The 25,889-nt window shown below is 61.7% G+C and carries 26 protein-coding genes; 13 read left to right on the top strand and 13 right to left on the bottom strand.

Annotation, left to right across the window (positions count from 1 at the left end; all coding sequences use genetic code 11):
• On the top strand, positions 1-567 hold the full coding sequence (locus ACSQ26_RS05310; protein WP_436006985.1) for a HutD/Ves family protein: 567 nt from the start codon (positions 1-3) through the stop codon (positions 565-567).
• 132 nt (positions 568-699) lie between these two features.
• On the top strand, positions 700-1,416 hold the full coding sequence (locus tag ACSQ26_RS05305; protein ID WP_436006983.1) for an AAA family ATPase: 717 nt from the start codon (positions 700-702) through the stop codon (positions 1,414-1,416).
• 3 nt (positions 1,417-1,419) lie between these two features.
• On the opposite strand, the gene ACSQ26_RS05300 is transcribed toward ACSQ26_RS05305, so the two are convergent.
• Positions 1,420-3,159 (bottom strand): chemotaxis protein, encoded by a 1,740-nt coding sequence (locus ACSQ26_RS05300; RefSeq protein WP_436006981.1) that lies wholly within the window; start codon positions 3,157-3,159, stop codon positions 1,420-1,422.
• 356 nt (positions 3,160-3,515) lie between these two features.
• On the opposite strand from ACSQ26_RS05300, the gene ACSQ26_RS05295 reads away from it, so the two are divergent.
• The 9 genes from ACSQ26_RS05295 to ACSQ26_RS05255 all read left to right on the top strand — a co-directional run bounded on the left by ACSQ26_RS05295 (position 3,516) and on the right by ACSQ26_RS05255 (position 12,904).
• Positions 3,516-3,815, top strand: a complete 300-nt coding sequence (locus ACSQ26_RS05295) for an STAS domain-containing protein (protein ID WP_436006979.1) — start codon at positions 3,516-3,518, stop codon at positions 3,813-3,815.
• Between the two features lie 2 nt (positions 3,816-3,817).
• Complete coding sequence (locus ACSQ26_RS05290; RefSeq protein ID WP_436006977.1) at positions 3,818-4,186, top strand: response regulator; 369 nt, start codon at positions 3,818-3,820, stop codon at positions 4,184-4,186.
• On the top strand, positions 4,183-6,180 hold the full coding sequence (locus ACSQ26_RS05285) for a chemotaxis protein CheA (protein ID WP_436006975.1): 1,998 nt from the start codon (positions 4,183-4,185) through the stop codon (positions 6,178-6,180). The genes ACSQ26_RS05290 and ACSQ26_RS05285 overlap by 4 nt, the downstream gene beginning before the upstream one ends.
• Positions 6,177-6,692 (top strand): chemotaxis protein CheW, encoded by a 516-nt coding sequence (locus tag ACSQ26_RS05280; RefSeq protein ID WP_436006973.1) that lies wholly within the window; start codon positions 6,177-6,179, stop codon positions 6,690-6,692. Before ACSQ26_RS05285 ends, ACSQ26_RS05280 begins: the two co-directional genes overlap by 4 nt.
• A 14-nt stretch (positions 6,693-6,706) precedes the next feature.
• Positions 6,707-8,398: a methyl-accepting chemotaxis protein gene (locus tag ACSQ26_RS05275; protein ID WP_436006971.1), complete on the top strand. Its 1,692-nt coding sequence runs from the start codon at positions 6,707-6,709 to the stop codon at positions 8,396-8,398.
• A gap of 233 nt (positions 8,399-8,631) precedes the next feature.
• Positions 8,632-10,440 carry a methyl-accepting chemotaxis protein gene (locus tag ACSQ26_RS05270; RefSeq protein WP_436006969.1) on the top strand — a complete coding sequence of 603 codons (1,809 nt, stop codon included), beginning with the start codon at positions 8,632-8,634 and terminating at the stop codon, positions 10,438-10,440.
• Complete coding sequence (locus ACSQ26_RS05265; protein ID WP_436006967.1) at positions 10,440-10,916, top strand: chemotaxis protein CheW; 477 nt, start codon at positions 10,440-10,442, stop codon at positions 10,914-10,916. The genes ACSQ26_RS05270 and ACSQ26_RS05265 overlap by 1 nt, the downstream gene beginning before the upstream one ends.
• A gap of 21 nt (positions 10,917-10,937) precedes the next feature.
• A complete protein-coding gene (locus ACSQ26_RS05260; RefSeq protein WP_436006965.1) occupies positions 10,938-11,795 on the top strand; it encodes a CheR family methyltransferase in 858 nt (285 codons plus the stop codon).
• A gap of 8 nt (positions 11,796-11,803) precedes the next feature.
• Positions 11,804-12,904, top strand: coding sequence for a protein-glutamate methylesterase/protein-glutamine glutaminase (locus ACSQ26_RS05255; RefSeq protein WP_436006963.1), 1,101 nt, complete (start codon positions 11,804-11,806; stop codon positions 12,902-12,904).
• A gap of 359 nt (positions 12,905-13,263) precedes the next feature.
• Here ACSQ26_RS05255 and msrA read toward each other — a convergent pair whose 3' ends face one another.
• The gene (gene msrA / locus ACSQ26_RS05250) at positions 13,264-13,968 is read right to left on the bottom strand and encodes a peptide-methionine (S)-S-oxide reductase MsrA (RefSeq protein WP_436015105.1); all 705 of its coding nucleotides are present in this window, start codon (positions 13,966-13,968) and stop codon (positions 13,264-13,266) included.
• Between the two features lie 32 nt (positions 13,969-14,000).
• Positions 14,001-14,501, bottom strand: coding sequence for a peptide-methionine (R)-S-oxide reductase MsrB (msrB, locus tag ACSQ26_RS05245; protein ID WP_436006961.1), 501 nt, complete (start codon positions 14,499-14,501; stop codon positions 14,001-14,003).
• Between the two features lie 168 nt (positions 14,502-14,669).
• Here msrB and ACSQ26_RS05240 point away from each other — a divergent pair, with 168 nt between their 5' ends.
• Positions 14,670-15,332: a sulfite oxidase-like oxidoreductase gene (locus ACSQ26_RS05240; protein WP_436006959.1), complete on the top strand. Its 663-nt coding sequence runs from the start codon at positions 14,670-14,672 to the stop codon at positions 15,330-15,332.
• Between the two features lies 1 nt (position 15,333).
• On the top strand, positions 15,334-15,903 hold the full coding sequence (locus ACSQ26_RS05235; protein ID WP_436006957.1) for a histidine phosphatase family protein: 570 nt from the start codon (positions 15,334-15,336) through the stop codon (positions 15,901-15,903).
• Here ACSQ26_RS05235 and ACSQ26_RS05230 read toward each other — a convergent pair.
• From ACSQ26_RS05230 to ACSQ26_RS05185, 10 genes are all read right to left on the bottom strand, one after another.
• Positions 15,877-16,443, bottom strand: a complete 567-nt coding sequence (locus ACSQ26_RS05230) for a gluconokinase (RefSeq protein WP_436006955.1) — start codon at positions 16,441-16,443, stop codon at positions 15,877-15,879. The genes ACSQ26_RS05235 and ACSQ26_RS05230 overlap by 27 nt on opposite strands.
• A gap of 5 nt (positions 16,444-16,448) precedes the next feature.
• A complete protein-coding gene (locus tag ACSQ26_RS05225) occupies positions 16,449-17,441 on the bottom strand; it encodes an ABC transporter permease (RefSeq protein WP_436006953.1) in 993 nt (330 codons plus the stop codon).
• The gene (locus ACSQ26_RS05220; protein WP_436006951.1) at positions 17,438-18,418 is read right to left on the bottom strand and encodes an ABC transporter permease; all 981 of its coding nucleotides are present in this window, start codon (positions 18,416-18,418) and stop codon (positions 17,438-17,440) included. The genes ACSQ26_RS05225 and ACSQ26_RS05220 overlap by 4 nt, the downstream gene beginning before the upstream one ends.
• Entirely contained in the window at positions 18,415-19,968 is a 1,554-nt protein-coding gene (locus ACSQ26_RS05215) for a sugar ABC transporter ATP-binding protein (RefSeq protein ID WP_436006949.1), read from the bottom strand. The genes ACSQ26_RS05220 and ACSQ26_RS05215 overlap by 4 nt, the downstream gene beginning before the upstream one ends.
• Before the next feature lie 78 nt (positions 19,969-20,046).
• A complete protein-coding gene (locus ACSQ26_RS05210; RefSeq protein WP_436006947.1) occupies positions 20,047-21,171 on the bottom strand; it encodes a sugar ABC transporter substrate-binding protein in 1,125 nt (374 codons plus the stop codon).
• A 226-nt stretch (positions 21,172-21,397) separates the two neighbouring features.
• On the bottom strand, positions 21,398-22,459 hold the full coding sequence (locus ACSQ26_RS05205; protein WP_436006945.1) for a LacI family DNA-binding transcriptional regulator: 1,062 nt from the start codon (positions 22,457-22,459) through the stop codon (positions 21,398-21,400).
• A 128-nt stretch (positions 22,460-22,587) separates the two neighbouring features.
• On the bottom strand, positions 22,588-23,163 hold the full coding sequence (locus tag ACSQ26_RS05200; RefSeq protein WP_436006943.1) for a DUF1349 domain-containing protein: 576 nt from the start codon (positions 23,161-23,163) through the stop codon (positions 22,588-22,590).
• Positions 23,164-23,190: 27 nt separating this feature from the next.
• Positions 23,191-23,961, bottom strand: a complete 771-nt coding sequence (locus tag ACSQ26_RS05195; RefSeq protein WP_436006941.1) for an enoyl-CoA hydratase — start codon at positions 23,959-23,961, stop codon at positions 23,191-23,193.
• Entirely contained in the window at positions 23,958-24,836 is an 879-nt protein-coding gene (mmsB, locus tag ACSQ26_RS05190) for a 3-hydroxyisobutyrate dehydrogenase (RefSeq protein WP_436006939.1), read from the bottom strand. The genes ACSQ26_RS05195 and mmsB overlap by 4 nt, the downstream gene beginning before the upstream one ends.
• Before the next feature lie 12 nt (positions 24,837-24,848).
• Positions 24,849-25,886 (bottom strand): enoyl-CoA hydratase/isomerase family protein, encoded by a 1,038-nt coding sequence (locus ACSQ26_RS05185; protein WP_436006937.1) that lies wholly within the window; start codon positions 25,884-25,886, stop codon positions 24,849-24,851.
• Positions 25,887-25,889: the final 3 nt, after the last annotated feature.

Below are 25,889 nucleotides of genomic sequence, written 5' to 3'. Positions count from 1 at the left end.
ATGCGAATCCTAAGGGCAAGCGATTACAAGGTCATGCCGTGGAAGAACGGCGGCGGCGAGACGACGGAAATCGCCGTCTCGCCCGATGGCGCCGGATTGGCGGATTTCGACTGGCGCGTCTCGATGGCCAAGGTCGCAGGTGATGGACCGTTCTCGGCCTTCCCCGGCATTGATCGCACCCTGGCCATCCTCGAAGGCGCGGGCATCGTGCTCTCGGTCACGGGCGCCAAGCCGAAGCGATTGACGCTTGAGACTACGCCGCACGCCTTCCCGGCGGACGCCGCAACCTCAGCGACGCTGATCGGCGGCGCCGTCCTCGACTTCAATGCGATGAGCCGGCGGGGAAAGATCGACCATGGTGTCGAAAGACTGGCGAACGAAAAGGATTCCCCAACGGGCTCGACGCGCCTGCTCCTTTGCAGCCGGGGCATCCTTGATATCACGGTTGAGGGGAAGACGGAGCGCCTTGATAAGCTTGATACCGCCCTGCTGGACGAGACCGAAAATGCCTTGCTAACGCCCGGCCCGGATTCCCAGTTCTATCTGGTGGAATTCCGCCCTGCCTGAGCGCGTATCTCGACACCGACACAATATTCCAGTATCGGCGATTTACCCTTCATTAACCATGTCTGACAACTATGGGCCGCATGAACCCAATGCGTCGCGAACCGTTTTGCCGCGACGACCAGTGAGGCGACCATGCCGGTTATCACATTTGCCAATACCAAGGGCGGCGCCGGAAAGACGACGGCGGTGCTGCTGCTTTCGACCGAACTGGCGCGCCTAGGCTACAGGGTCACCATCCTGGACAGCGACCCGCAGCGCTGGATCACGCGCTGGTACGAGACGTCGGATGCGCCCGATAATCTCAAGGTCATTCCCTATATCAACGCCTCCAACATCCAGACACATCTGCGCGACAACAAGCCGGATACGGACTATTTCATCGTCGATCTTCCCGGCGCGTCCTCACCTCTGATGGCCGTCGCGATCGGTCTCTCCGATCATATCCTCGTTCCGATCCAGGGCTGCGCGATGGATGCCAAGGGCGGCGCCCAGGTGCTCGAATTGCTCCGCTATCTCGAAGACAAGGGCGGCATCCGCATCGACCACTCGGTCGTCCTGTCCCGCGTCAACTCGATGGTGACCACCCGCGCGCTGTCTGCCGTCAAGGCGCTGCTTGCCGAGCGGCGCGTCCGCGTGCTCGACACCCCGATTATCGAGCGTTCGGCCTATCGCGATATTTTCGATTACGGCGGCTCGCTCTACGGCATGGATCCGGAGCGCGTCAGCAATCTCGACAAGGCCAAGGAAAACGCCGAGATGTTCGCGCAGGAAGTGCTTCGGCTGGTGCCGATGCGCAAGGCGGCCAATGCAGCAGCATCGGCGGGTGGCGCGGTTCGATCCGCGGCCTGATCACTAGAACAAGGCGTCCTCGAAGAGATCCTCGTCCGACGTCGCAGCCGACGTGGTCGGCGTCGCTGCGACAGCGCCAGCAGCAGCCGGCAGGAAGCCGGAGTGAATCTCGCGCTCCTGCGCCATCGTGTAGAGCTTGAGGATGCGAGCGCCGAGGCCGGCGACGCTATCGGCGAGATCGGATATGTCGATCATATGCGGGCTCGCTATGCCGGCGGAATGGGAGACGCAATCCTCGATCACATCACCGAGCTCGCTTTCGAAATCGAGCGTCGAGATAGCCGCGCTGACCTTGGTGAACACCTCCTGGCCTTCCCGAGCCAGTTCCTCGATGCCCGCATCCATGCGGCCGCTTACGCCGCGAATGGCGGACAGCGCCTCGCTCAGCGGGCCGGCAATGTCGCCGGAACCCGAACCACGATCGGATGAGAAAGCACCGGCGGCGGCTTCCAGCCGCTGCAATTCGTTCATCACCGCATCGGCGGGCACTTCGAGCTTGCCCGCATAGATGCGCAATTCTGCGCTCACCACGTTGACCGAACGGCCCTCGTCACCCAGTTTCGAGCAGCGCAGATTGGAATTGAGCGCCATGTAATGAATGTCGGTCTTGATCGTGCGGATGACCTCAATGCCGCGCAGCAGGCTTTGCGCGGTCTCCGACGTCGATTGCGCGACCGCATCCGCCTGACTGCTTGTCTCCTGAACGCCCGAGACCAGCCCGACTGCGGCGGTGACGCCGGTTTCGAGCGCTTTGAGCACGTTTTCGCCGCCACCATTCTGCCTGTCGGTCATGCCGTCGCGAAGACGCAGGATCTCCCTTGTGTCATCGATAAAGCGCGTCATGTTGGTATGGATGTTGCGGCATTCCCGCTGGAAATCCGTGGCAGTCTCTTCCATCTGCGCTGCAGCGAGCTGCCTGATCACCTCGCCGATCCGAACTCTGTCAGATTCCGTCAGCGATGCGCCCTCGCCCGCGACGAATTCATCGAACAGCTGGAATATCGACTGGATATGCTCGATGCGCTGGCGGGTTATGTCGCCGATCTGCAGCGCGGAGAGGACGGAGGTGATCTTGCCCTGCACACCGCGGGCGAGCTGCTTCACCTGATTTGCCATCTCAGCGAGCCTGCCGTGATGCCCGGAAATCCTGGCTGCGTTGCCGCTCAGGTCGGCGACAGTGCGGGGCACGACGTCCGAATATTCCTGCAGGATCTTTCTTGAGAATTCCTGAGCCTTCTCGAGCTGCCCGTGCATGTCGTGCACCTGCTTGGCAAACCGGTTGACCTCGCTCTCGCCGGATTGGATGCGCTCGCGGATTTCATCGGCAAACCCTACGAAATCATCGAGCCCCGCGGCGGTAATCTTCACGCTGATGGCAAAGGTGCGGAGATAGCGCATGATCTCGCGCATCTCGCTGATGCTTCCCTGCATCGCGCGGCAAACGGAAGCAAGTTCGACGAAACCCTTCTGGCGGCCATCCTCGAAAGCGGGCAGCGTTCCGAGTTCCTTCGCTGTCGCCTCAATGCCGCCCATCGTCTCGCTGGTCGTGTTCTCGTCGAGCGAGCCGGTCAGCCGGTCAAGCGATCCGATCAGGCGGTTGAGGATCTCCATGATCGAGATCAAGACGGCGCCGCCATCGAGAAACTTCTTCTCGATCTGCCCATGCGCGGAGGTCAGTTTCGCCTCCAGGCCAGCCCTGACGGCCATATAATCGATCTCAATCCGCTGGGCATTCATCAACATGGGTTGTCCTACGCAAATACATGAAGGCGCTGGAGTATTTGAATAGCAGCAAGATACGAATGTCCGGTAAACCTGGGTTGTAACGGGACATCGGTCTCCTAGCCGGCATATCGTGAAAGAGGCTTAAGGGAGATATAATACGAAAATCACGGACATTGGCCAAAGTTACTGAATTTGCAGCAAAATCAACGATCTCTAGAATTCCAAAAAGTATGACTATGAATTGTCATCGATAGTTTCTCATACAACTTCCACTACATTTCTCGCCCTGTTGCGTTCACACATTGTTAGCCATTAAATGTGAATCCTAGTCAGAATAGCAAGGGGCGCCTAACAACTATTGGAGCAGTATTATCGTGACCTTTTCATTTCCAGAAACGGTCAACATAAGAACTATTGGCGATTTGAAAGAAGAAATAACCGCCAATATTTCCGGTGTCGATCCGATTGAACTTGATCTCGGCAAATGTAGCGACATCGACTTGTCGGCGTTGCAACTCGTCGAGTCCATCCGGATCTATGCAGCGAGCGCCGGCAAGCAAATCAAGCTTTCCAGTCCGGCCAATGCAACGGTGGCATCCACCCTGACCCGCGCCGGCTTTACCGAACGAATGTCTCCAGAAGACCGCCTCTTCTGGCTCCACAAAGAGGATTGATCATGAGCGCGCGCATTCTCACCGTCGACGATTCCGCGAGCATCCGACTGACCACGAATGTGGCTTTGTCGAACGCCGGCTATAGCGTCACCGAAGCCATCAATGGCGCCGAGGGCATCCAGAAGGCGACATCAGGCAGCTATGACCTGATCGTCACCGATCTCAACATGCCCGTCATGGATGGCCTGACGATGATCCGTGAACTGCGCAAGATCCCCAGCCAGATGGGCATCCCGATCATCTTCCTGACCACCGAATCCGATGGCAGCATCAAGGAACAGGCCAAGGCCGCCGGCGCCACCGGCTGGCTGACCAAGCCGTTCGATCCGGATAATCTCGTCAAGATCGTACGCAAGGTGCTCGGCAAATGAGTTTTCCCGATCCGGTTGCCGTATTCAGGACCGAAGCGGCCGAACTTCTGGAACAGATCGAGGCGGGACTGCTCGACCTGACCCATGATCTCGGCGACAAGGAGCAGGTCGATGCTGTTTTCCGCAGCCTTCATACGCTCAAGGGATCGGGGGCGATGTTCGGCTTCGAAGCGCTCGCGGCCTTCACCCATCATTGCGAAACAGCCTTCGACAGGGTGCGCAAGGGCGATGTTCCGGCAACCCGCGAACTGATCGATGCGGTTCTCGAAGCCAAGGACCACATGCGCACGCTCGTGCAATCACCATCCGGCGACCATGAAGCGACGGGCGAAGCGCTACTCGCCGGCCTCCGCCACGCGGTCGAAGCCGCCGGCAATCCGGATTTCAAGCCGGCTCCTGCCGCTCCGGCTCTCACGCACTACAAGATTCGCTTCTCGCTGCCCGTCAATGCGATGTCGAACGGCACCAACCCACTGCCGCTGCTCGACGAGTTGCGCGACCTTGGTGAATGCGTGATCGCCGCCGATCGCTCGAAAATTCCCTCAGTGGATGCGCTCGTCGCAACAGACCTTCATATCGCCTGGGATGTCGAACTCACCACCGCGCAGCCGAAAGCGGCGATCGAGGACGTGTTCATCTTCGTGATGGACGACATGCAGCTCGATATCCAGGTCGTCGGCGCGGCCGATGTTCAGCCCGAGGCGCCCGCTGGAACCATACCGGCCGAGCCGGCCGCAAGTCCTGTCGCCGCGCCGGCGCGCAGGCCGGTTGCCGCGCCCTCCCTGGTGCCTGCGATCGCCGAAGCAAAACCCAACAAGGCGGCGGAAAACGTCCGTGTTCCCGCCGAACGGCTGGACGAACTGATGGACCGCGTCGGCGAGCTTGTTATCGCCCAGTCGCGGCTCAACCAGTTGTCGAGCCGCAGCGTTGATCTGGGCCTGCGCGCCGTCTCCGAGGACATTGAACGTCTCTCCGGCGAATTGCGCGACACGATGATGGTGCTGCGCATGGTGCCCGTCGCGACCCTTTTCAGCCGTTTCCGCCGCTTGGTCCACGATCTCGCCCATGAGACGGGCAAGGTGATCGAACTGGTCACCGAGGGAGAATCCACCGAGGTCGACAAAACAGTCATCGAACGCCTCGCCGATCCGCTGGTCCACCTCGTGCGCAATTCCTGCGACCATGGGCTGGAAACGCCGGACGATCGCCGCGCCGCCGGCAAGACGGACAGTGGTCGCGTGACGCTTTCCGCCCGCCAGGCGAGCGGCGAAGTCATCATCACCATCAAGGACGATGGTCGCGGCATCGACCGCGACCGCGTGCGGGCCAAGGCGGAGCAGTCCGGCATCATCGTGCCGAACGCCCAACTCTCGGACCAGGAAGTGCTGCAACTGATCTTCCAGCCCGGCTTCTCCACCGCAACCCAGGTCACAAACCTGTCGGGCCGTGGCGTCGGCATGGATGTCGTCAAGCGCACGATCGAAGCGCTGCGCGGCTCGATCAACATCACCAGCAATCCGGGCGAAGGTTCCGAAATTTCTCTGATGATACCCCTGACGCTCGCCATTATCGACGGCCTGCTCGTACGCGTCGGCTCCGGCCGCTACGTCATTCCGCTGACTGCGGTCGAGGAATGCCTGGAACTCTCCGTCGAAGACGACATGCGCTCGCGCGGCCGCAGCTTCATCTCGCTGCGCGACAGCCTGGTGCCGTTCATCCGGCTGCGGGATCTCTTCAACACCGGCACCAAGCCCGATCCGTTCCAGAAGGTCGTGGTGATCTCCACCGGTTCCGAACGTGTGGGCCTCGTGGTCGACCAGATCATCGGCGACCACCAGACCGTGATCAAGTCCATGTCCAAGCTGCATCACGACGTCGCGACCTTCTCGGGCGCGACCATTCTCGGCGACGGCAGCGTGGCCCTCATTCTCGACGTCGCCCATCTGGTGGCGGCCGGACAACAACAGGAGGCGCATCTGCGCAAGGCCGGATGACCCAAGCACTCCGCAAACTGCCCAACGAGTTCTGGAACGAGGACGGCGAACTCGAAGTCCTGACATTCGACATCGCCGGTGAAACCTTCGCCATCGAAGCCGTCATGGTCCAGGAAATTCTCGACCTGCTTCCCGAAACGCCAGTGCCGGGCGCCCGACCCTTTGTCGGCAGCGTGCTGAATTTCCGTGGCCGGGTCATCCCGCTCGCCGACATCAAGCTCGCCTTCGGCATGGAAGCGACCACGACTACGATCGATAGCCGCATCATCGTCATCGCGCTCGAACTCGGCAATGAAACCGTGCTGATCGGCGTGCGCACCGACAAGGTGAATGAAGTCACCACGCTTGCACGCACCGCCAGCGAGCCGCCGCCCAGCGTCGGCATGAAGTGGCGGCCGGATTTCATCAACTGCCTCGTCAGGCGGGGAAGCGATTTCATTATCGTCCCTAACCTGCTGGCGATTTTTTCATCGAAGCACGAAGGCAGCACAAGCGCCTCGAGCACGTACTGAACTAGGGGACCGACATGCGATTCACGATCAAGCTCAAGCTCACGCTCGCCTTCGGCTTTCTCATCGTGCTGCTCGTCGGCATGGCGTATTATGGTGTCAACAGCCTTGGCAACATGAACAACATGATGAGCGATCTCATCGATGGTCCCGCCCATCGGCTCGAACTCGCCCAGAAGATCAGCATTGCCCAGCTCCAGGCTATCCGCCAGCAGAAGAATTTGCTCGCGGCCAACACGCCGACGGAAGTCGCAGCGGCGCGTGAAAAGGGCGACGAGGCGCGCACGGTGCTCGCGACCAACCTGGAAAAGGCCCTGACGCTGGCCACCGAGCAAGGTAGACCGCGCTGGATCAAGGTCGGCGAGCTTGCGCAGAAATTCAATGCCGCCGATGACCGCATCCGCGAACTCGCCGCTGCCGGCAATGCTGAAGGGGCCGAGCGCGTTTCGGTGACTGAGGCCCGCGCCGTAGCCAACGAACTCGGCGAAGTGACCGATGAATTGATCACGCTTTCCAAGAAATTCATGGAAGAAGCCGACGCTGCTACCGACGCCCACTACGAATCAACCCGCAACACCATGATCGGCGCCGCAGCAGCCGCACTGCTGATTGCCGCCGGCACCGCCGCATGGATCGCGCTGTCGATCAGCCGCGGTCTTGGCCGGGCAAACCAGGTCGTCCAGGATGTCGCCAACGGCGACCTCACCAAGTTCGCGGCCGTCGCCGGCCGCGACGAGATCGCCGAGCTCCTGGGCAATGTCAACGTCATGATCGAGCGCCTGCGTGGCGTCGTCGGCGATGCCCTGTCCGCTTCGAACAATGTCTCGTCCGGCAGCCAGGAACTTTCGGCCAGTTCCGAACAGGTCAGCCACGGCGCCACCGAACAGGCCGCCGCTGCCGAAGAGGCTTCCGCCTCGATGGAACAGATGGCCGCCAACATCAAGCAGAATGCCGATAATGCCGCACAGACCGAGAAGATCGCCCGCCAGTCCGCCAAGGATGCCGAACTTAGCGGCGACGCTGTCAACCGCGCCGTCACCGCCATGCGCACGATCGCCGAGAAAATCTCCATCGTCCAGGAAATCGCCCGCCAGACCGACCTGCTCGCACTGAACGCGGCGGTGGAAGCTGCCCGCGCCGGCGAGCACGGCAAGGGTTTCGCGGTCGTCGCGTCTGAAGTGCGCAAGCTCGCCGAACGCAGCCAGTCGGCAGCCGGTGAGATCGGCGCCATGTCTTCGGACACGGTCAAGGCGGCGCAGGACGCCGGCGAAATGCTAGCGCGCCTGGTACCGGACATCCGCAAGACCGCCGAACTGGTCTCGGAAATCACCGCCGCCTGCCGTGAACAGGATATCGGTGCGGCCCAGATCAACGAAGCCATCCAGCAGCTCGACAAGGTGACCCAGCAGAACGCCGGCGCATCCGAGGAAATGGCATCCACTTCGGAAGAGCTTGCGGCGCAGGCCGAGGAATTGCAGACCTCGATCGCCTTCTTCCGGGTTGACGACAACGTCTCCCGTGCCGCGATCAAATCCAAAGCCCGCCCGGCGGCGGCAAAACGCCCTGCAGCAACCGCATTCCGCAAGACGACGACGGCGCGCCCGGAGAACACGGTTTCGGCCCAGCAGGCACGGGTCAAGGGCTTTGCCCTCGACCTCAGCCAGGGCGGTCCGGACACCGACGATCGCGACTTCCGCGAGAGCGCGTGACAATCAGAGGCCGGGCGCCAGCACGACCTCAGGCACACATATTGGCTTTGCCGCGATGCGGTCGGGCAACGGGAAGTGAATGACCCTCGCTTCTATCGACTGAGCATTCCAGGACGAACCGACTGGCCGAAACGGCTGGAACGGGTTCGCCACCAATCAAATCGCGCGACAGCGCGTCGGTCGCAAGCAAGCGGCAAGCGCTTGCCAGTACATCAAGTCGGGGGTCTATCTTCATGCGTTTCACGATCAAGCTCAAGCTGGCCATGGTCTTCACCGCCATCATTCTTCTGGCGGGCGGCATGTCAACGCTCGCCATCTTCAATCTCTCGTCACTCAACAGCGCGATTACGGAGATGGTCGAACATCCTGTCACCGACATGAACAACGTTACGGCTCTGTCGAACCAGTTCAACGGCACCGTTCGTGCCGAGAAGAACGCGATCCTGAACACCAATCCGGCCGAGATCGGGGAGTTTGTCAAATCCCTGGAAGAGCGTCAGATCAAGGTGAAGGAATATATCGAGATCATATCGAAGTCGTCCGACGCCGAGGTTCGGCAAAAGATCGCCGAGTTCAAGGATATCTACGACGTCTACGTACCGCTTCAGAAGCGGATGGCCGAACTGGCGACGATCAATACGACCGAGTCGAACACGCAGGCTGCCGCCATTTCCATGGGCACCGGACGCGATGCAATGAACAAGGCCCTCAAGATCCTTGACCAGATCACCGAGGTCGGCGTCGGCAACGTCAAGGAAACCGATGCTGCCACCAACGAGCAATACGCCAATTCCCGTATGATGCTCATTTCCGCGACACTTGCGCTCGCGCTTTTCTCCCTGGCGGCAGCAGTATGGATCTCGCTCTACATTTCCAAGGCACTGCGCAAGGCAGGCTCGCTCGCCGACGCCGTCGCCATCGGCGACCTCGATCAGGAGATCGACCATAAGGCAAACGACGAGATCAAGGATCTCGTCGCCTCCATGCAGACGATGACCGGCAACCTCCGCAACACGGCGCGCCTCGCCGACCTGATCGCCAATGGCGACCTGACCGTGTCGCCGAAGCCTCTCTCGAACAAGGATACGTTGGGCATCGCGCTCGAGAGCATGGTCGAGCGCCTGCGCGGCGTGGTGAGCGACGCACTCTCCGCCTCCGACAACGTCTCGTCGGGCAGCCAGGAACTCTCGGCCAGCTCCGAGCAGGTTTCCCACGGCGCGACCGAACAGGCCGCTGCAGCTGAAGAGGCTTCCGCCGCCATGGAACAGATGGCAGCCAACATCAAGCAGAACGCCGATAACGCCGCCCAGACCGAGAAGATCGCCCGTCAATCCGCCAAGGACGCGGAAGTTTCCGGCGAGGCCGTCAATCGCGCCGTCGTGGCCATGCGCACGATCGCCCAGAAGATCTCGATCGTCCAGGAAATCGCCCGCCAGACCGACCTGCTCGCATTGAACGCTGCGGTGGAGGCCGCCCGCGCCGGCGAGCATGGCAAGGGTTTCGCCGTCGTCGCGTCTGAAGTGCGCAAGCTCGCCGAGCGCAGCCAGTCCGCCGCCGCGGAGATTGGGTCGATGTCGTCGGAGACCGTGCAAGCTGCACAGGATGCCGGCGAGATGCTCTCGAAGCTGGTGCCGGATATCCGCAAGACCGCCGAACTGGTCTCCGAGATCACCGCTGCCTGCCGCGAACAGGATATCGGGGCCGCCCAGATCAACGAGGCCATCCAGCAGCTCGACAAGGTGACGCAGCAGAACTCGTCCGCATCAGAGGAAATGGCATCGACCTCGGAAGAGCTCGCGGCTCAGTCCGAAGAACTGCAGACCTCGATCGCCTTCTTCAAGGTCGATACGGCAAACACCGCATCGAAGGCCAGAAACCCTGCCCATGCCAAGGCCAAGGTTCAGCCGCGCGCGGCTCCGACAGCACCAGCACGCCGGGAACACACCGTCGCCCACCAGCAGGCCCGCGCGAGCGGCTTCGCACTTGATCTCAGCCATGGCGGACCGGATGAAGGCGACGCCAATTTCCGGGAGAGCGCATAATGGTATCGAAAGAGAGCGAGTCCCAATACGTGACCTTTGCGCTCGGCGAAGAGGTCTTCGCCGTCGAGGTGGAGATCGTCAGGGAAATCCTCGACTATGAGGACGCCTTCAAGATCCCCAATGGTCCCGATTATCTGCTCGGCCTGCGCGACGTGCGCGGGCACGGGGTACCGACGATCGACCTCAGGCTCAAGCTCGGCCTCTCGCGCACCGTGCCGACGCCGCATACCAGAGTGCTTGTGCTGGATATTCCGCTGTCCGACCGGCTCCTGACGCTGGGCATGGTCGCCGACCGGGTCTTCGAGGTCGTGCCGTTCCGGCGCGACCAGATCGAGAAGGCGCCCGATATCGGCACCCGCTGGCGATCCGACTATATCCACGGCGTTGTGCGCCGAGACACCGGCTTCGTCGTCATCATCGACCTCGCGAGCCTGCTTTCCGCCTCTGACACCGCCATGTTCTCCTCCGCCGCCTGATCCCAGCAACGGAATCCGACAATGCAATCCGTACAGCGTTCATTGCCGTCCATTCAGGATGGCATCAGTCCCCGCGATTTCGACCGCCTGGCCAAATTCATCTACAGCTACAGCGGCATCAAGATGCCGCCAACCAAGGTGACGATGCTCGAGGGGCGCCTGCGCAAACGCCTCCGCGTCACCGGCCATTCGAACTTCGACGACTACTGCAATTTCCTCTTCAAGGCGGACGGCCTCGAGGCCGAGACCATTCACCTGATCGATGCGGTCACCACCAACAAGACGGATTTCTTCCGCGAGCCCAACCACTTCCAGTACATGGTGGACAAGGTCCTGCCGGAACTCGTCAGTCAACGGCATCGCGAAATCCGGACATGGAGTTCCGCCTGCTCGATCGGCGCCGAACCCTACACGATCGCCATGGTGCTCGACGCCTACTTCCAGGAAATGGCGCCGGATACCCGGTACCAGATCCTCGCCACCGATCTCTCCACCGACGTGCTCCGAACCGCACACAAGGGCATCTATACGCCTGAAATGGTCGCTCCGGTCCCGCCGGTCCTGCGCCAGCGCTATGTGATGCAGGCACGGGAAAAGAACCGCAACGAGGTCCGCATCCACCCCCGCCTGCGCACGCGGGTGGGCTTCGGACGTCTCAACCTGATGGACGAGAAATATCCGGTGGGCGAGGCCATGCACATGATCTTCTGCCGCAATGTGATGATCTATTTCGACAAGCAGACCCAGGCCGGTGTGCTTTCGCGCCTGTGCGACTGCCTGCGCCCGGGCGGCTACCTCTTCATCGGCCATTCCGAAACGATTGCCGGCTTCGACCTTCCGCTCGTGACCGTCGCCAACACCGTTTTCCAGCGCGTCTGAGGCCGCCAATGACCAAGAAGATCCGGGCCATGATCATCGATGACTCGGCGAGCGTGCGCCAGACGCTGCGGGCCGTGCTCGAGCAGGACCCCGATATCGAGGTGATCGCGGTCGCAACCGATCCCTTCATGGCGGCGCGCAAGATCATGGAAGAAGTGCCCGACGTCATCACGCTCGATGTCGAGATGCCGCAGATGGACGGCATCACCTTCCTGCGCAAGCTGATGAGCCAGCATCCGGTCCCGGTTGTCATGTGCTCGTCGCTGACCGAGGCCGGGTCGGAAACGCTGATGCAGGCGCTCGAGGCCGGTGCCGTCGATGTCATCCTGAAGCCCAAGATCGGAGCAGCCGACCATCTCGCCGAGGCCGGCGACCATATCCGCCACGTGGTGAAAGCTGCGGCACGCGCCCGGATGGGCAATCTCGGGCGCAACCGTCCGGTGTCGCCCCAGAGCAGACTGATGAACCCGGTTGAGAAGCTTACCGCCGATGCCGTGCTCCCTCCCCCGAGCGGCCGGGCGATGGCGAAGACGACAGAAATGGTGGTCTGCGTCGGCGCCTCGACCGGCGGCACCGAAGCGCTGCGCGAAATGCTGGAAGCGCTACCGGCCAATGCGCCCGGCATGGTCATCGTCCAGCATATGCCGGAAAAGTTCACCGCAGCCTTCGCCAAGCGTCTCAACAGCCTGTGCGAGGTCGAGGTCAAGGAAGCAGCCGATGGCGATCCCGTGCTACGCGGCCACGTGCTGATCGCGCCGGGCGGCGACAAGCATACGATGCTGGAGCGCCAGGGCGCGCGCTACCACGTCTCGGTGCGCCCCGGCCCGCTCGTGTCCCGTCACCGGCCGTCCGTCGATGTGCTCTTCCGCTCGGCGGCGCGGTCAGCCGGTTCCAATGCCATGGGCGTGATCATGACCGGCATGGGCGACGATGGCGCACGCGGCATGGCCGAGATGTTGAAAGCGGGCGCCTTCAACGTTGCCCAGGATGAGGCGACATCGGTCGTCTTCGGCATGCCCAAGGAAGCCATCGCCCATGGCGGCGTGTCGAAAGTGGTGTCGCTCGAACAGATCGCACGCGAGATCATGCTGGCGCAGGCCAGATTTTAGAGTAGCGTCCCGTCGGTGGAAGCCTTCGCCTTTTTCGCCTTGGGCGCGGCCTTGGCTGTGGGCTTTTCAGCTACGGGAGCAGCGTCCGTCGCAGTGGTCTCGGCTTTAGCCTTGGCGGGCTTTGCTTCCGGCGTCTCTGACTTCGGCCCAAATCTTATCACGGCACTCTCACAACTGATCAAAATGGCTCCGCCGCACCGGCATCATGCCGGCCGGCAGCCATGACTCGTCATCTATCACGAAAGGCATGTGGGCGGGGCAATATTCTTGCCGCCAATCCGATGGGGCAAGCTGGCAATCTTGTGATCCGCGACTACTTCACTCATCGTCGTTCTCAAGGCGCGATTGGCCAAGCCGCCCTAACCGGACACTTTCACCAACACCGGGTCCTTGCGATAGATGTCAGGGAAGATCGTCTTCAGGTTTTCGATCTTCGGGAGGTCGTTGTAGACGATGTAGGGATAATCCGGGTTCAGCGTCAGGAAATTCTGGTGATAGCCTTCGGCGGCATAGAACGTCTCCTCCGGCTCGATCGTGGTGGCGATCTTCTTGCTAAAGACCTTGGCCGCATCCAACTGATCGATATAGGCTTTGGCAATCTTCGCCTGCTCCGCGCCGATCGGAAACACCGTCGAGCGGTATTGCGTGCCACGGTCCGGACCCTGCCGGTTGAGCTGCGTCGGATCGTGTGCGACCGAGAAATAGACCTGCAGCAGCTTGCCGTAGCTCACCTTCCTCGGATCGAACGTCACTTTCACCGCCTCGGCATGGCCGGTCTGGCCGCCGCCGACCACTTCGTAGATCGCGGTCTTTTCCTCGCCGCCGGCATAACCGGAGGTCGCATCGAGCACGCCCTCGACATGCTGGAACACGCCCTGCACGCCCCAGAAACAACCGCCTGCGAAGATCGCGGTCTCAGTTGCCGCGGTGGATTTCTCATCCAGTGCCGGTGGCGGAATGGCGATCCCCTCCTTCGCTGAAGCAAATGGCGAATAGAGGATGGCACCGGCAGCCACCAGCATCGCGCAGGCGATGCCACGGCTGAACCATTTTGAAGACTTCATCATTGTCTTGTCCTTTCGACTGTCGCCGACCGTCAAGCGGTCGCGGCGACGAATTTCAATGCGACACCATTCATGCAGTAGCGCAGACCCGTGGGCTGCGGACCATCCTCGAAGAGATGGCCGAGATGGCCGTCGCATCGGGCGCATTCGCTGGCGGTGCGGACCATGCCGAAGCTCTCGTCCTTCTTGTCCTTCACCGCGCCGTCAAGCGCCTGCCAGAAGCTCGGCCAACCGGTTCCGCTGTCGAACTTGGTCTTGGAGGAGAACAGCGGCAGGTCGCAACCCGCGCAGGTGAATGTGCCGGTGCGGTGCTCCTCGAGCAGTGGGCTGGTGAACGGCCGCTCGGTCGCCTCGTGGCGCAGCACCTGGTATTGTTCCTCGCTGAGCAGCTTGCGCCACTCGTCGTCGGTATGCGTGACCTTCTGGATGCTGGCGGCAAATGCCCGGTCGAGCAATGCCAGCGGCCCGCCAGCCAGCATGGCTGCCGCCGACGCGAGCACGGTCGATTTCAGGAAACTCCTGCGTGAAAACATATCCAAATCCTCCCTGGCTTTAACGAGCGTCTACTCACCAGTACGTAGCGTTTAATCCCATTGTTTCACATCAGCTGTAAAATCACTTGCTCTTGATGGCGCCGCGAGAACGTCTTGACACCGGAGGGGTGCGGATGTCCTATCGCCGCGATGCGAAGGAGATGCCGCATGAGCGAAGAGCAGACACAAGCCGACAGCAAGCTCACCACATCGAAACGCCGCTGGGCCGCCGAGGGCAAGTTCCTGACCGGAAAGATCTCGCGCCCGGAGACCGAACGTCTCCCGCCCGGCCAGCACCTCGTCAAGAATTGGCCCGTCCTCGATCTCGGCCAGCAGCCGCACGTGCCGCTCGACAGCTGGCGGCTCGATGTGCGCGGGCTGGTCGAAAATCAGACGACCTGGAGCTGGAAGACGTTCCAGCGGCTGGAACAGAGCAAGAAGGTGAGCGACATCCACTGCGTCACCACCTGGTCGCGCTATGACAACGAGTGGCAGGGCGTCGCCACGCGCGACCTGCTGGACCTGGTGATGCCGAAGCCCGAGGCGCATTTCGTATTGCTCACCAGCTACGACGGCTACACGACCAATGTACCCCTTGTGGATTTCGCCGCCGAGGACGCGATCCTCGCCACGCATTGGGAAGGCCAGCCGATCACACGCGAGCACGGTGGCCCCATGCGGCTGGTCATACCGCATCTCTATTTCTGGAAGAGCGCCAAATGGCTCAACCGGATCGAGTTCATCGCCAGCGATCAGGCCGGCTTCTGGGAGCGCAACGGCTATAGCATGTATGGCGATCCCTGGATCGAACAGCGTTATTCGGACGATTGATTTGACCACGCGCCTGACATTGATCTGCCACGGCCGGACCACGGCCAGGCCATCCGCCTTCCCGGCTGACGAGCCACTTGCCCCGGACGAAATCCTCAAGATCAAGGAGCTCGTGCCGCTGCTCGGCAAGCCGGACCGGGTGCTGAGTTCGCCGGCCCATGCGGCATGGCAGACGGCCGAATTGATCTCGGAAAACTTCCTGGTCGATCGCGCGCTTGCCGATATCAATTACGGCAGATGGAGCGGTGCGCGCATATCGGATGTGCAGGCGAGCGAACCCGAAAGCCTCGCCGAATGGATGGACAACCCGGATTTCGTGCCCCATGGCGGTGAATCGCATGCCGACCTGCTCGCGCGTATAGGCGCATGGCTAGAACCCCGCCTCGGCGAGCGCGGTCATACGGTTGCGGTCACCCACCCCAATGTCGCGCGCGCCGCCATCATCGCTGTGCTCGGTGCCCCACCGCAAGCTTTCCGAAGTATCGACGTCGAGCATCTCTCGATTGCCGATCTGCGCAGCGATGGCCGCCGCTGGGCGTTGAGGTCATTGGGTCGGCTGGGATTGCCGTGACGCGAGAAAGGCTCTTGCCGCCTGGACAATCTCAGCAATCGGCTTTTCGGCGCTGATCGAAAGCGCGTTCTCATCCGCGCCCGGCAGTTCGAGCGCTTCGAACTGGCTATCGACCAGGCTCGCCGGCATGAAATGGCCGCGTCTCCTGGCGACCCGTTTACGGGCCGTCTCGGGACTGATCGCGAGATAGATGAATGCGACGCCTGGCTCGCTCGCCCTCAGCTTGTCCCGATAGATGCGCTTCAGGGCCGAGCAAGCCGCCACTGCGCCCTCTCCTCCTTCGATGGCAGCATGGACTTGTTCTCCGACTGCTTGGAGCCAGCCTTCCCGCAAGGCATCGGTCAAGGGCTCGCTTCGCGCCATGCGGGCTACATTCTCGGGAGGATGGAGCTTGTCACCCTCGATGTAACGGACGTTGAGAGCCTTGGCCAAGGCTGTTCCCACGGCACTCTTGCCGCAGCCGGTCACACCCATCACCACGACCGCAGTTGCCGTCCACGCGCTGTCTTTTTGCTGCGCTCGATCACCGCCGACTTTCATGGCATTCACCGGGTCGCCGGGCTGCGGCCGTAAAGCAGCAGCATGGCGACGATCACCACGCCATAAATGATCTGGCGCCCCGCTTCCGGCATCTGCATGACCGAGAGGATCGATTGCAGGAGCGTGATCAGGATCACGCCGGCGATGGTTCCGAGATAGGAGCCCTTGCCGCCGAGGATCGAGGTGCCGCCCAGCACCACCGCCGCGATCGACGGCAGCAGGTAGGCATCACCCATCGACTGCGCCGCCTTGGATGCATAGCCCGCGACGAGTACGCCTGAGAAGGCCGACAGCGCGCCCGATATGACGAAGGCCGTCATCACGATCCACCTGGTATTGACGCCAGAGAGATAGGCGGCGCGTTCGCTGTTGCCGATGCCGTAGACCGACCGGCCGAAGGCGGTTCGGGCAAACAGGAAAACCATCAGCGCGCTGACAGCCGCCCAGACCAAGATCGCATTCGGCACGCCTGGTATGATGAAGCCGGTGGCAAGCCAGCGCACGGCGGGCGGTGCGGAATCCTGCGGCGAGAATCCGCCGGTGTAGAGCACCATGAGCCCCTGCGCCACGACATTGGTGGCCAGCGTGATGATCATCGACGGGATGCGCAGATAGGCCACGCCGAACCCGTTGATCAGCCCGAACAAGGCGCCGCAGAACACGCCGAACGGGATCGCCAGCACATGGCCGGTCGTGCCGTATCCGGCCATGGCGCAGGCCATCATCGCGCCCATGGTCATCACCCACGGCACGGAAAGATCGATATGACCGAGCAGGATCACCAGCATCATACCAGCGGCGGTGATGCCGAGGAACGACGCCACCTTCAACTGCTGCACCAAGTAATCCGGCGACAGGAAATTGCTGGAATAGATACTGCCGACGATCAGTAGCAGGATGATACAGCCGAAGGCGGTCGCCACGGCCGGATCGACCTTGCGCAGAAAGGCAGGCAGACGTGCACGTTGGGCCGTCGGGTTGTCGGAAATCTCGCTCATTGAAACCATTCCAGGCGATTGCGGACGCGAAACAGCGCGATCGCGCCGATGCTGACTGCAAGAAGAAGGACGACACCCTGCAGCAACGGCTGCCAGAGCGGATCGACATCGAAGACGAACAACATGTCGCCCGTGGTACGCGCCGCGAAGGCGCCGAAGATCGCGCCGATCGCACTGCCGCGCCCGCCGAACAGCGATATGCCACCGAGCACCACGGCCGCGATCGACCACAGTGTATAGCCGCTGCCGCTCTGGTATGCGGCGTCCCCGGTATAGGTGAAGAAGGTGAGGAACAGCCCGCCCATGCCGGCGAAGAGCCCACCAAGGCAATAGGCCGCGAACTTGCCGCGCTTGATCGGCACGCCGGACATGAAGGCCGCCGGTTCCGATGAACCGGCTGCATAGGCAGCCCGGCCGAGCACCGATTTTCGGAACGGTATCCAGACGATAAGCACGACGGCGAACAGTAGGACAAGGCTCGCCGGGATGACACCGAACAGACGCCCTGTCAACGCATCGGCAAGCGCCTCGTTGACGCCGCCCCCCGGGAAAGGCCGGAGGGTCAGGGCGACGCCGAAATAAATCGCGCCGGTCGAGATCGTCGCCACGATCGGCTGCAAGCGGCCATAGATGACCAGCAATCCGTTGATCGCCCCGCAGGCCGTGCCCGCGAGCAGGGTGCCGACCACGCCGAGCGTGGTCATGCCGATCGAGCCGACGACGATGTAGGAGGCGATGCAATTGGTAAGAATGAAGATCATGCCGACCGAGAGATCGATGCCCGCCGTCAGTACCACCAGTGCCTGCGCCATGGCGACGAAGGCCAGCAACACGCCCTTGTTGGCCGCCGTCTGGGCGACATTCGCGGTCAGGCCCACGGGATGATTGAGGATATAGACCGCAAACATCGCGATGAAGATCGCCAGACCCATCAGCGTGCCGCGCTGTTCGTTCAGCCAGTAACGCCACTCGCTCATTCGGCAACCTCCAATACCTGGGGCTTGTCGACATTGAGAGCGCTGGCAATCAACGCGCGCTCGGTCAGGCCGCCACCTTCGAGTTGGCTGACCACCTTGCCGTCATAAAGCACCAGCACCCTGTCGCAGCAGCCGATCAGCTCATCGTAGTCGGTGGAATAGAAGATGATCGCGGCACCCGCATCGGCCAGCCGGCGCAGCAGCTGGTAGATCTCCTGCTTGGTGCCGACATCGATGCCGCGTGTCGGATCGTTGAGCAGGATGATCCGGGGATGGCGCATCAGCCATTTGGCGATCACGACCTTCTGCTGGTTGCCTCCCGAGAGCGAGCCGACCGTGATGTCGATACCGGCGGTCTTGATCGCCAACAGCTTGACCATCTCGTCGATCTTCTGCTCTTCCCTGGTCCGGTCGATAACTCCGCCATTGGAGAGATGATCGAGGCTGGCGAAGGAGAGATTCTCGCGCACGGTCATCGGCAGCATCAACCCTTCGGTCTTGCGATCCTCGGGTATCAGCGCCATCCCGATATTTGGCGAACGCGCAATCGAAGGACTGTTGAGCGACACAGGCTTGCCGTCGATCAACACCGAACCGGTCGTGCCGCGCAAGACGCCGAATAATGCCAGCAGCAGTTCGCGCTGGCCCTGTCCATCCAGCCCCCCGAGACCTATGACCTCGCCCTTGCCGGCAGCAAACGAAATATCCTTCAGCCGGTCGGTCCAGCCGAGGTTGCGGCACTCCAGCACCGGCTGTGCATCTGTGGCGGTGCGCATCGGCTTGGGCGGAAAGACGCTGTGATATTCGCGGCCGATCATCATCTCGACCACTTCATTGTCTGTTTTCGTGCCAGCCTTGTAGCTCCCGACCTTCTGGCCGTTGCGGAACACGGTGCATTCGTCGGCGAGTTCCGCGATCTCGTGCATGCGGTGCGAGATATAGAGAATGGCAAGGCCTTCCGACCGCAACCGCTTGAGCACCGCAAAAACCTTGGTCACATCACTCGCCGTCAGCGCCGAGGTCGCTTCGTCGAGGATCAGGATACGCGGCTTGCCGACCAGCGCCTTGGCGATCTCGACCATCTGGCGGCGGGAAAGCGGCAGGTCGCGCACCATAGCGCGCGGATGGATATCCTCCGCACCTGCGCGTGCCAGCGCCTCGAGCGTGATCGCGCGCTGCGCCTTCTTGTCGATCATGCCGAATTTCAATGGCGGATTGGCGATGGTAATATTATCGGCGACGCTGAGATCGGGAATGAGCGACAATTCCTGGAACACACAGGCAATGCCATGCAATCCCGCATCCGCCGGCGAACGGAACGACACCGTGTTGCCGTCCATCAGCATCGTGCCCTCGTCGGGCGCTACGACGCCTGTCATCACCTTGATAAGCGTTGATTTGCCTGCGCCGTTCTCGCCGAGAATGGCGTGAACCCGACCCGCATGGACCGCAAGATCGGCATTCTCCAGCGCCCGAACGCCGCCATAACGCTTGGAAACCCCGTTCACGCGGAAGAATGGCTCCACCGCCTTGTCGTCTTGCAATGTCATCAAAAACCCCGGCTGCCTGCGGAATGCACGCCGCGAGGGCTCGCGGCATGCACTGTTTCGTTGGACCCCTGAGGCGGTCTAGAGGTCTTCCTTCGTCTGGCCCATGATTTCCTGGGCCGAGAAGTTGATGCCGCAGGTCGGGAAGGAATTGCCGACGAAGAAGTTATCGGACTGGTCAGGATAGAAATCCGTGCCTTCCTTGAAGTTCGGATCCTCGACGATCGCCAGCGGCAGCTTCACCGACTGCGGCACGACCTGGCCTTCGAGAGCCGCAATCGCGGTCTTGATGGCAACCGCCACCTGCGCCGGGCCGGTACCGGCTGACGAGCATTTCAGGCCGTCGGCGGCATGCTTGGCGCAGAACTTCCTGAAACCGTTCTCCGTCTCGCCGCCGAAAGGCACGAACTTGTGTCCGGCATCGATCATCGCCTGCACTACGCCGGTGTCGCCACCCTGCGCGGTGATGCCGTCGAACGACTTGTGGACCGCGATAGCATCAGCCGTCGCCTTCTGGGCTGTCGGGTCGTCCCACTTGCCGAGCACTTCCACCACTTCCCACTTCTTGCCCGATGCATCGAGCGTTTCATGGATGCCGTTATGGCGGTCGGTATCGACGGATGTGCCGGGCACGCCGCGCACTTCGAGGATCTTGCCGCCGTTTGGCACGTGGCTGACCAGCCAGTTTGCCCAGAGAATGCCGAGGCCCTTCTGGTCGACATTGACGTTGATCGCATCCTGCGTGTCGAGAATGTTGTCGAACGCCACGAGGACGACGCCGGCTTCCTTGGCGCGCTTGATCACCGGGCCGAAGGCTGTCGGGTTCTGCGCGTTGACGACAATCGCGTCATAGCCGGAATCGATGAAGTTGTTGATCGCCGAGATCTGCGCCGGGACGTCCTCGCCGGTCGAAACGACCTTGAATTCCTTGAGCTTTGCAGCGACGTCAGGCTGCGCGGCATAGGCCTTGGCCGTCTGGATCATCTGGATGCGCCAGGTATTGGCGATATAGCCGTTGGCGAGCGCGATGCGATACGGACCGTCCTTCTTCGGGAACTTGAAGAATTTGGTATCCGCCGACCAAGGCGCGAAACACTCCGGCTCGGCTGCGGGGCCGCTGACGATTTCGGGGTCCGCGGATGCGACAGAGCACATGAGCGCGAGTGTACCAGCAGCCAGAATGCCGCTGACGATAGATCTGAACATTGAATTCCTCCCAATGGTTTCCATGGCAGGACGGGCGGGACGAGCAGGCATCCGCACGGGCAGGACTTGCGCATCGATGTCACGCAAGTATCCGCCAAACGGTTTTGCCATGCGATCCGCCAAGTCCATGACACCTAGAAGGCTCCTCCCGACAGGCGTCATTTAGAGATGGTAGCGCTACCAAAGACGCTTGTAAAGCGTCATGTCCCGCAGCTGAAAATGTTTTTTATGCGGGCAAACGTGCAGTGCTGTCGCGTGTCATGAGCTGGAAACCGAGATCGATGACGCGTTCCCGCACGGTGTCGCCATTGATCTCGGCGAGCGCCATGGCAATCGCCTGCTTGCCGATCTCGTAGCGCGGCGTGCGGATGGAGGTTATCGGCGGCCAAGCTGCCGCCATCATCTCGTGATCGTTGAAACCGGCGATGCTGACGCGGCCTGGAACATCGATGCCGGCGCGATGACAAGCGAACAACACGCCCAACGCCAGGTCATCATTGTTACAGACGATGGCATCAAGTTCAGGCATCCGTTCCAATGCATCACTGAAGAGCTTCGATCCCATCGTGACACTCGAGGGTAAGGTCGTGGTGGTCACCAGCCGTTCGTCGAACAATCCGGCTTCGCGCATCGCCTCGGAATAACCAGCCAGGCGCCGGCCCGAACGGGGATCCATGCGCGCGCCAATAAAGCCGATATGCCGGCAGCCCTGATCGAGCAGATGCCTGGTCACGACCTTGCCACCATCGAAATGCGAAAACCCGATCATCATGTCGATCGGGTCCGGCCCCGTTTCCATGATCTGCACCACGGGGCAGCCAGCGGTTTCGAGGAGCTTGCGGGACTCGTCCGACTGGTCGATGCCGGAGACGATCAGCGCCGAGGGATGCTGGCTGAGGAATACCCGCAGCAGGCGCTCCTCCTCGCGCACCGAATAGTGCGTATTGCCGAACTGGATCTGCATCGAGGAATCGCCGAGCCCGTCATGGATGCCGCGCAGCACGTCGGAGAACACGTTGTTGGTCACCGACGGGATGAGCACGCCGATCACGTCGGCACGGACCGACGCCAGCGCCCGGGCATTGGGGTTGAGCACATAGCCGAGATTCTTGACCGCAGCATCGATCCGCTCGCGGAGTTCAGGCGACACGCGCGAGGGTTCACGCAGCGCGCGTGACACAGTGATCGGGCCGACGCCAGCGAGGTCGGCGACATCCGAAAGCGTCGGACGCCCGCTGCCGCGACGCGATCTCGGCTTGGTTTTTGTCCCGTCCGGTCCTGAAGTCATCGTATTCCTGTCCGCAGCCACACACGACAATGCGAGCCGGCCCCTTTTGCGGATACATATCCCCCGACCCTTCCCGGCGTCAATCTGCGATAAATCGCTCGCTCATGGCCAGTGACGCGTCGCCGCTGTCAGCCGTCATGCAGCTTGCGCGCGATCGGCGGCCCCACCGAGATGTCCTCGAATCGAGCCGAGAAGCCTTTTCGTTCCGGCGAACAAGCCGTCACCCCGACAATCGCATCATCGGCCGGAAACGGGCAAAGCCGCGCCATTTGCCAGCGGCCATCACCGAGGTGAAACTGAACCCGAACGGCATCGGCATGCCGCGTAAGCCGCACGAAAACCGCCGTCTCCGTCGAGGCGGAGTGGAGCGGTATGACCGACCAGTCGGACACGCCCCGCGTGACCACGACGCTGAAATGCATGAGGCCGTCGGTGAACTCGATGCCGGTCTTGATCCAATGCGTCTCGTCGATCCTCAGCATCATTCCGGCCTGATCGTAGAGCGCCTGATAGTCACCCCGGATCGTGACCGTGGCCGAGAAATCGCCCGACACCGGTGTCAGCCAGGCATGCCCGCTGTCGCGGATGAAGCCGTAGAAGGTCTCGCGCCAGAAATCGGTCTTGTCGCCTGTCACGAGGGAAAGTGACCCGGCATCGCCTTGCCAGAACGGGGGCTCGTTAAGCCATTGAAAAGTATCCGTCATATCACTTCCCCACTCGCGCCTGCGATGCTATCGACCCTTGAAATTCGGCGGCCGCTTTTCGACGAAAGCGGCCATGCCTTCCTTCTGGTCCTCGGTGGCGAACAAGGCGTGGAATACGCGGCGTTCAAACAGCAGGCCTTCGCGCAATGACACTTCATCGGCCCTGTCGACGGCTTCGCGCGCCGCAACCGTCGAAGCCTTGCCGTAGGAGGAGATCGTTTTGGCAGCTTTCATGGATTCTTCGATCAGCTTGTCGTTTTCGAAGACGCGGGCGACAAGGCCGCTGCGTTCGGCTTCCTCGGCATCCATCATCCGGCCGGTGAGGATCATGTCCATAGCCTTGGCGCGGCCGATGAGCCGCGTCAAACGCTGCGAGCCGCCCATGCCGGGAATGACGCCGAGCTTGATTTCGGGCTGACCGAACTTCGCGGATTTCGAGGCGTAGATGATATCGCACATCATCGCCAGTTCGCAGCCGCCGCCGAGGGCAAAGCCGGAAACGGCGGCGATCTTCGGCGTGCGCAGGCTGTAGAACTTTTCCCAGCCCGCGAAGAAATCCTCATGGAACATGTCCATATAGGGCTTGTCAGCCATCTCCTTGATATCGGCACCGGCGGCGAATGCCTTCTCGGTGCCGGTCAGCACGAAGCAGCCGACGGTGGGATCGCGATCGAGCGGCTTCAGCGTCTCGGCCAATTCGTTCATCACCCTGGAACTCAGCGCATTCAGCACTTCCGGCCGGTTCATCTGGACCAGCACGACGCCGCCGTCGCGGGTGATAACAAGGGGTTCGCTCATGGCTGGTCTCCACGCTTCATTTCGCTCAGTCGCGGCAGCACGGCCGAGAAATCCTTGCCGCGCCCGCCATGCTCGACGAACGCTTGATAGAACGCCGTGGCGGCCGCGCCAAGGGGCGTGGCGGCATTGGTCGCATCGGCCGCAGCCTGGCTGAGCATCAGGTCCTTCAACATCAGTTCGGCCGCAAAGCCGGGCTTGTAGTCATTGTCGGCGGGGCTTTTCGGGCCGACGCCCGGCGCCGGGCAGTAATTGTTGAGCGACCAGCAGAAGCCCGACGACGTCGAGACGACATCGAACATCTTCTGCCGGTCGAGCCCGAGCTTGTCGGCCAGTGAAAAAGCCTCGCAGACGCCGATCATCGAAATGCCGAGGATCATGTTGTTGCAGATTTTCGCCGACTGACCGGCTCCCGCCGTCCCGCAATGCACGGCCTTCTGTCCCATGATCTCGAACAGTGGCGCAGCGCGCTGGAAAGCGTCGTCTTCACCGCCGGCCATGAACGTTAGCGTGCCTGCGGCGGCACCCGTTACGCCGCCCGAGACAGGCGCATCGACGCTTGCCAGACCATTGGCCTTCGCCTTGGCATGGGCATATTGCGCGCTTTCGACATCCACCGTCGAGCAATCCACGAACAGCGCGTCCTTGGTGCCATAGGCGACGATCTCGTCATAGACATCGCGCAGGATCTTGCCGTTCGGCAGCATGGTGATGACGACATCCTGCCCGGATGCTGCCTCCTTCGCCGAGGCGACGCTCGTCACCCCCTCCGCCGTGGTGCCGGCGACATCATAACCCGTGATTTCGTGGCCCGCCCTGGCGAGGTTGGCGGCCATCGGCCCGCCCATATTGCCCAGTCCGAAAAAGCCGATCTTCATTTCAATAGCTCCTCAATTCAAGAAATCCGGGTCGCCGCCTTCGGCCTCGCTTCTCATCAGAGCGATAATTTCAGCGGGAACGGCGTCGATGTCCTTGTACCGCCAGGTCGGATTTCGATCCTTGTCGATGACGATGGCCCGGATGCCCTCGACGAAATCGCCGTGTTCGAGGACACGGGAGACGAAACGGTATTCATTCCTCAGCGCGCGCTCCAATGAGCTGGCATCGCGCACCGCCGACAGGATCATGATCGCCGAGAGCGGCGAGCCTTTTTCGATCGCACCGAGTGCCTTCAGCGCCCATTCCGAGCCATCGATCCGCAACGCATCCATGATGTCGGGCACCGACGCGCCAGCGAAGAGCCGATCGACAATCTGTTGATCCCTGGCGAGCGCCGATGGCGGCGGCGCCTCCTCGAACCGGGCGAGAGCCGACACATCGCCTTCTGCGACCAGCGCGGCCTTGGCATCCTCAAGGCGCGCGCGATGCACGTAAACATCGGCGAAACCGGCATAGATCGCATCCTCGCCCTTCATCCGCGCGCCGGTCAGACCGAGATATTCGCCCATATGGCCGGGTGCCCGCGTCAGCAGGTAGCTGCCGCCGACATCGGTGATCAGGCCGATTGCGCATTCGGGCATGGCGACCATGGAATTGTCCGTGACGATGCGGTGCGAGCCATGACCCGAAACACCGACGCCACCACCCATGACGATGCCATCCATCACAGCGACATAGGGCTTGGGATACCGATCGATATAGGCGTTGAGGCGATATTCGCCGCGCCAGAAGCTATTGGCGGACGCGATCTCGCCTGATTTGGCTGCGTTGTAGATCGACGCGAGATCGCCACCCGCACTGAACGCCTTCTCGCCCTCCGCATCGACGAGCACGAGCGCGATATCCGGGTCCATTTCCCAGCGTTTCAACGCCGCGTACATGCCGTCCACGATCGCCTGGTTGACGGCATTCAGCGCCTTCGGCCGGGTCAGCGTGATGCGCCCGACACGGCCCTCGACCCGGATGGAGATATCTTCGCTGGAATTCATGCC

The sequence above is a fragment of the Rhizobium sp. LjRoot254 genome (assembly GCF_964254105.1).
GTDB lineage: Bacteria > Pseudomonadota > Alphaproteobacteria > Rhizobiales > Rhizobiaceae > Rhizobium_E.
The sequence above is the reverse complement of the archived record's forward strand: the minus strand, read 5'-3'. Positions and strand labels throughout refer to the sequence as shown.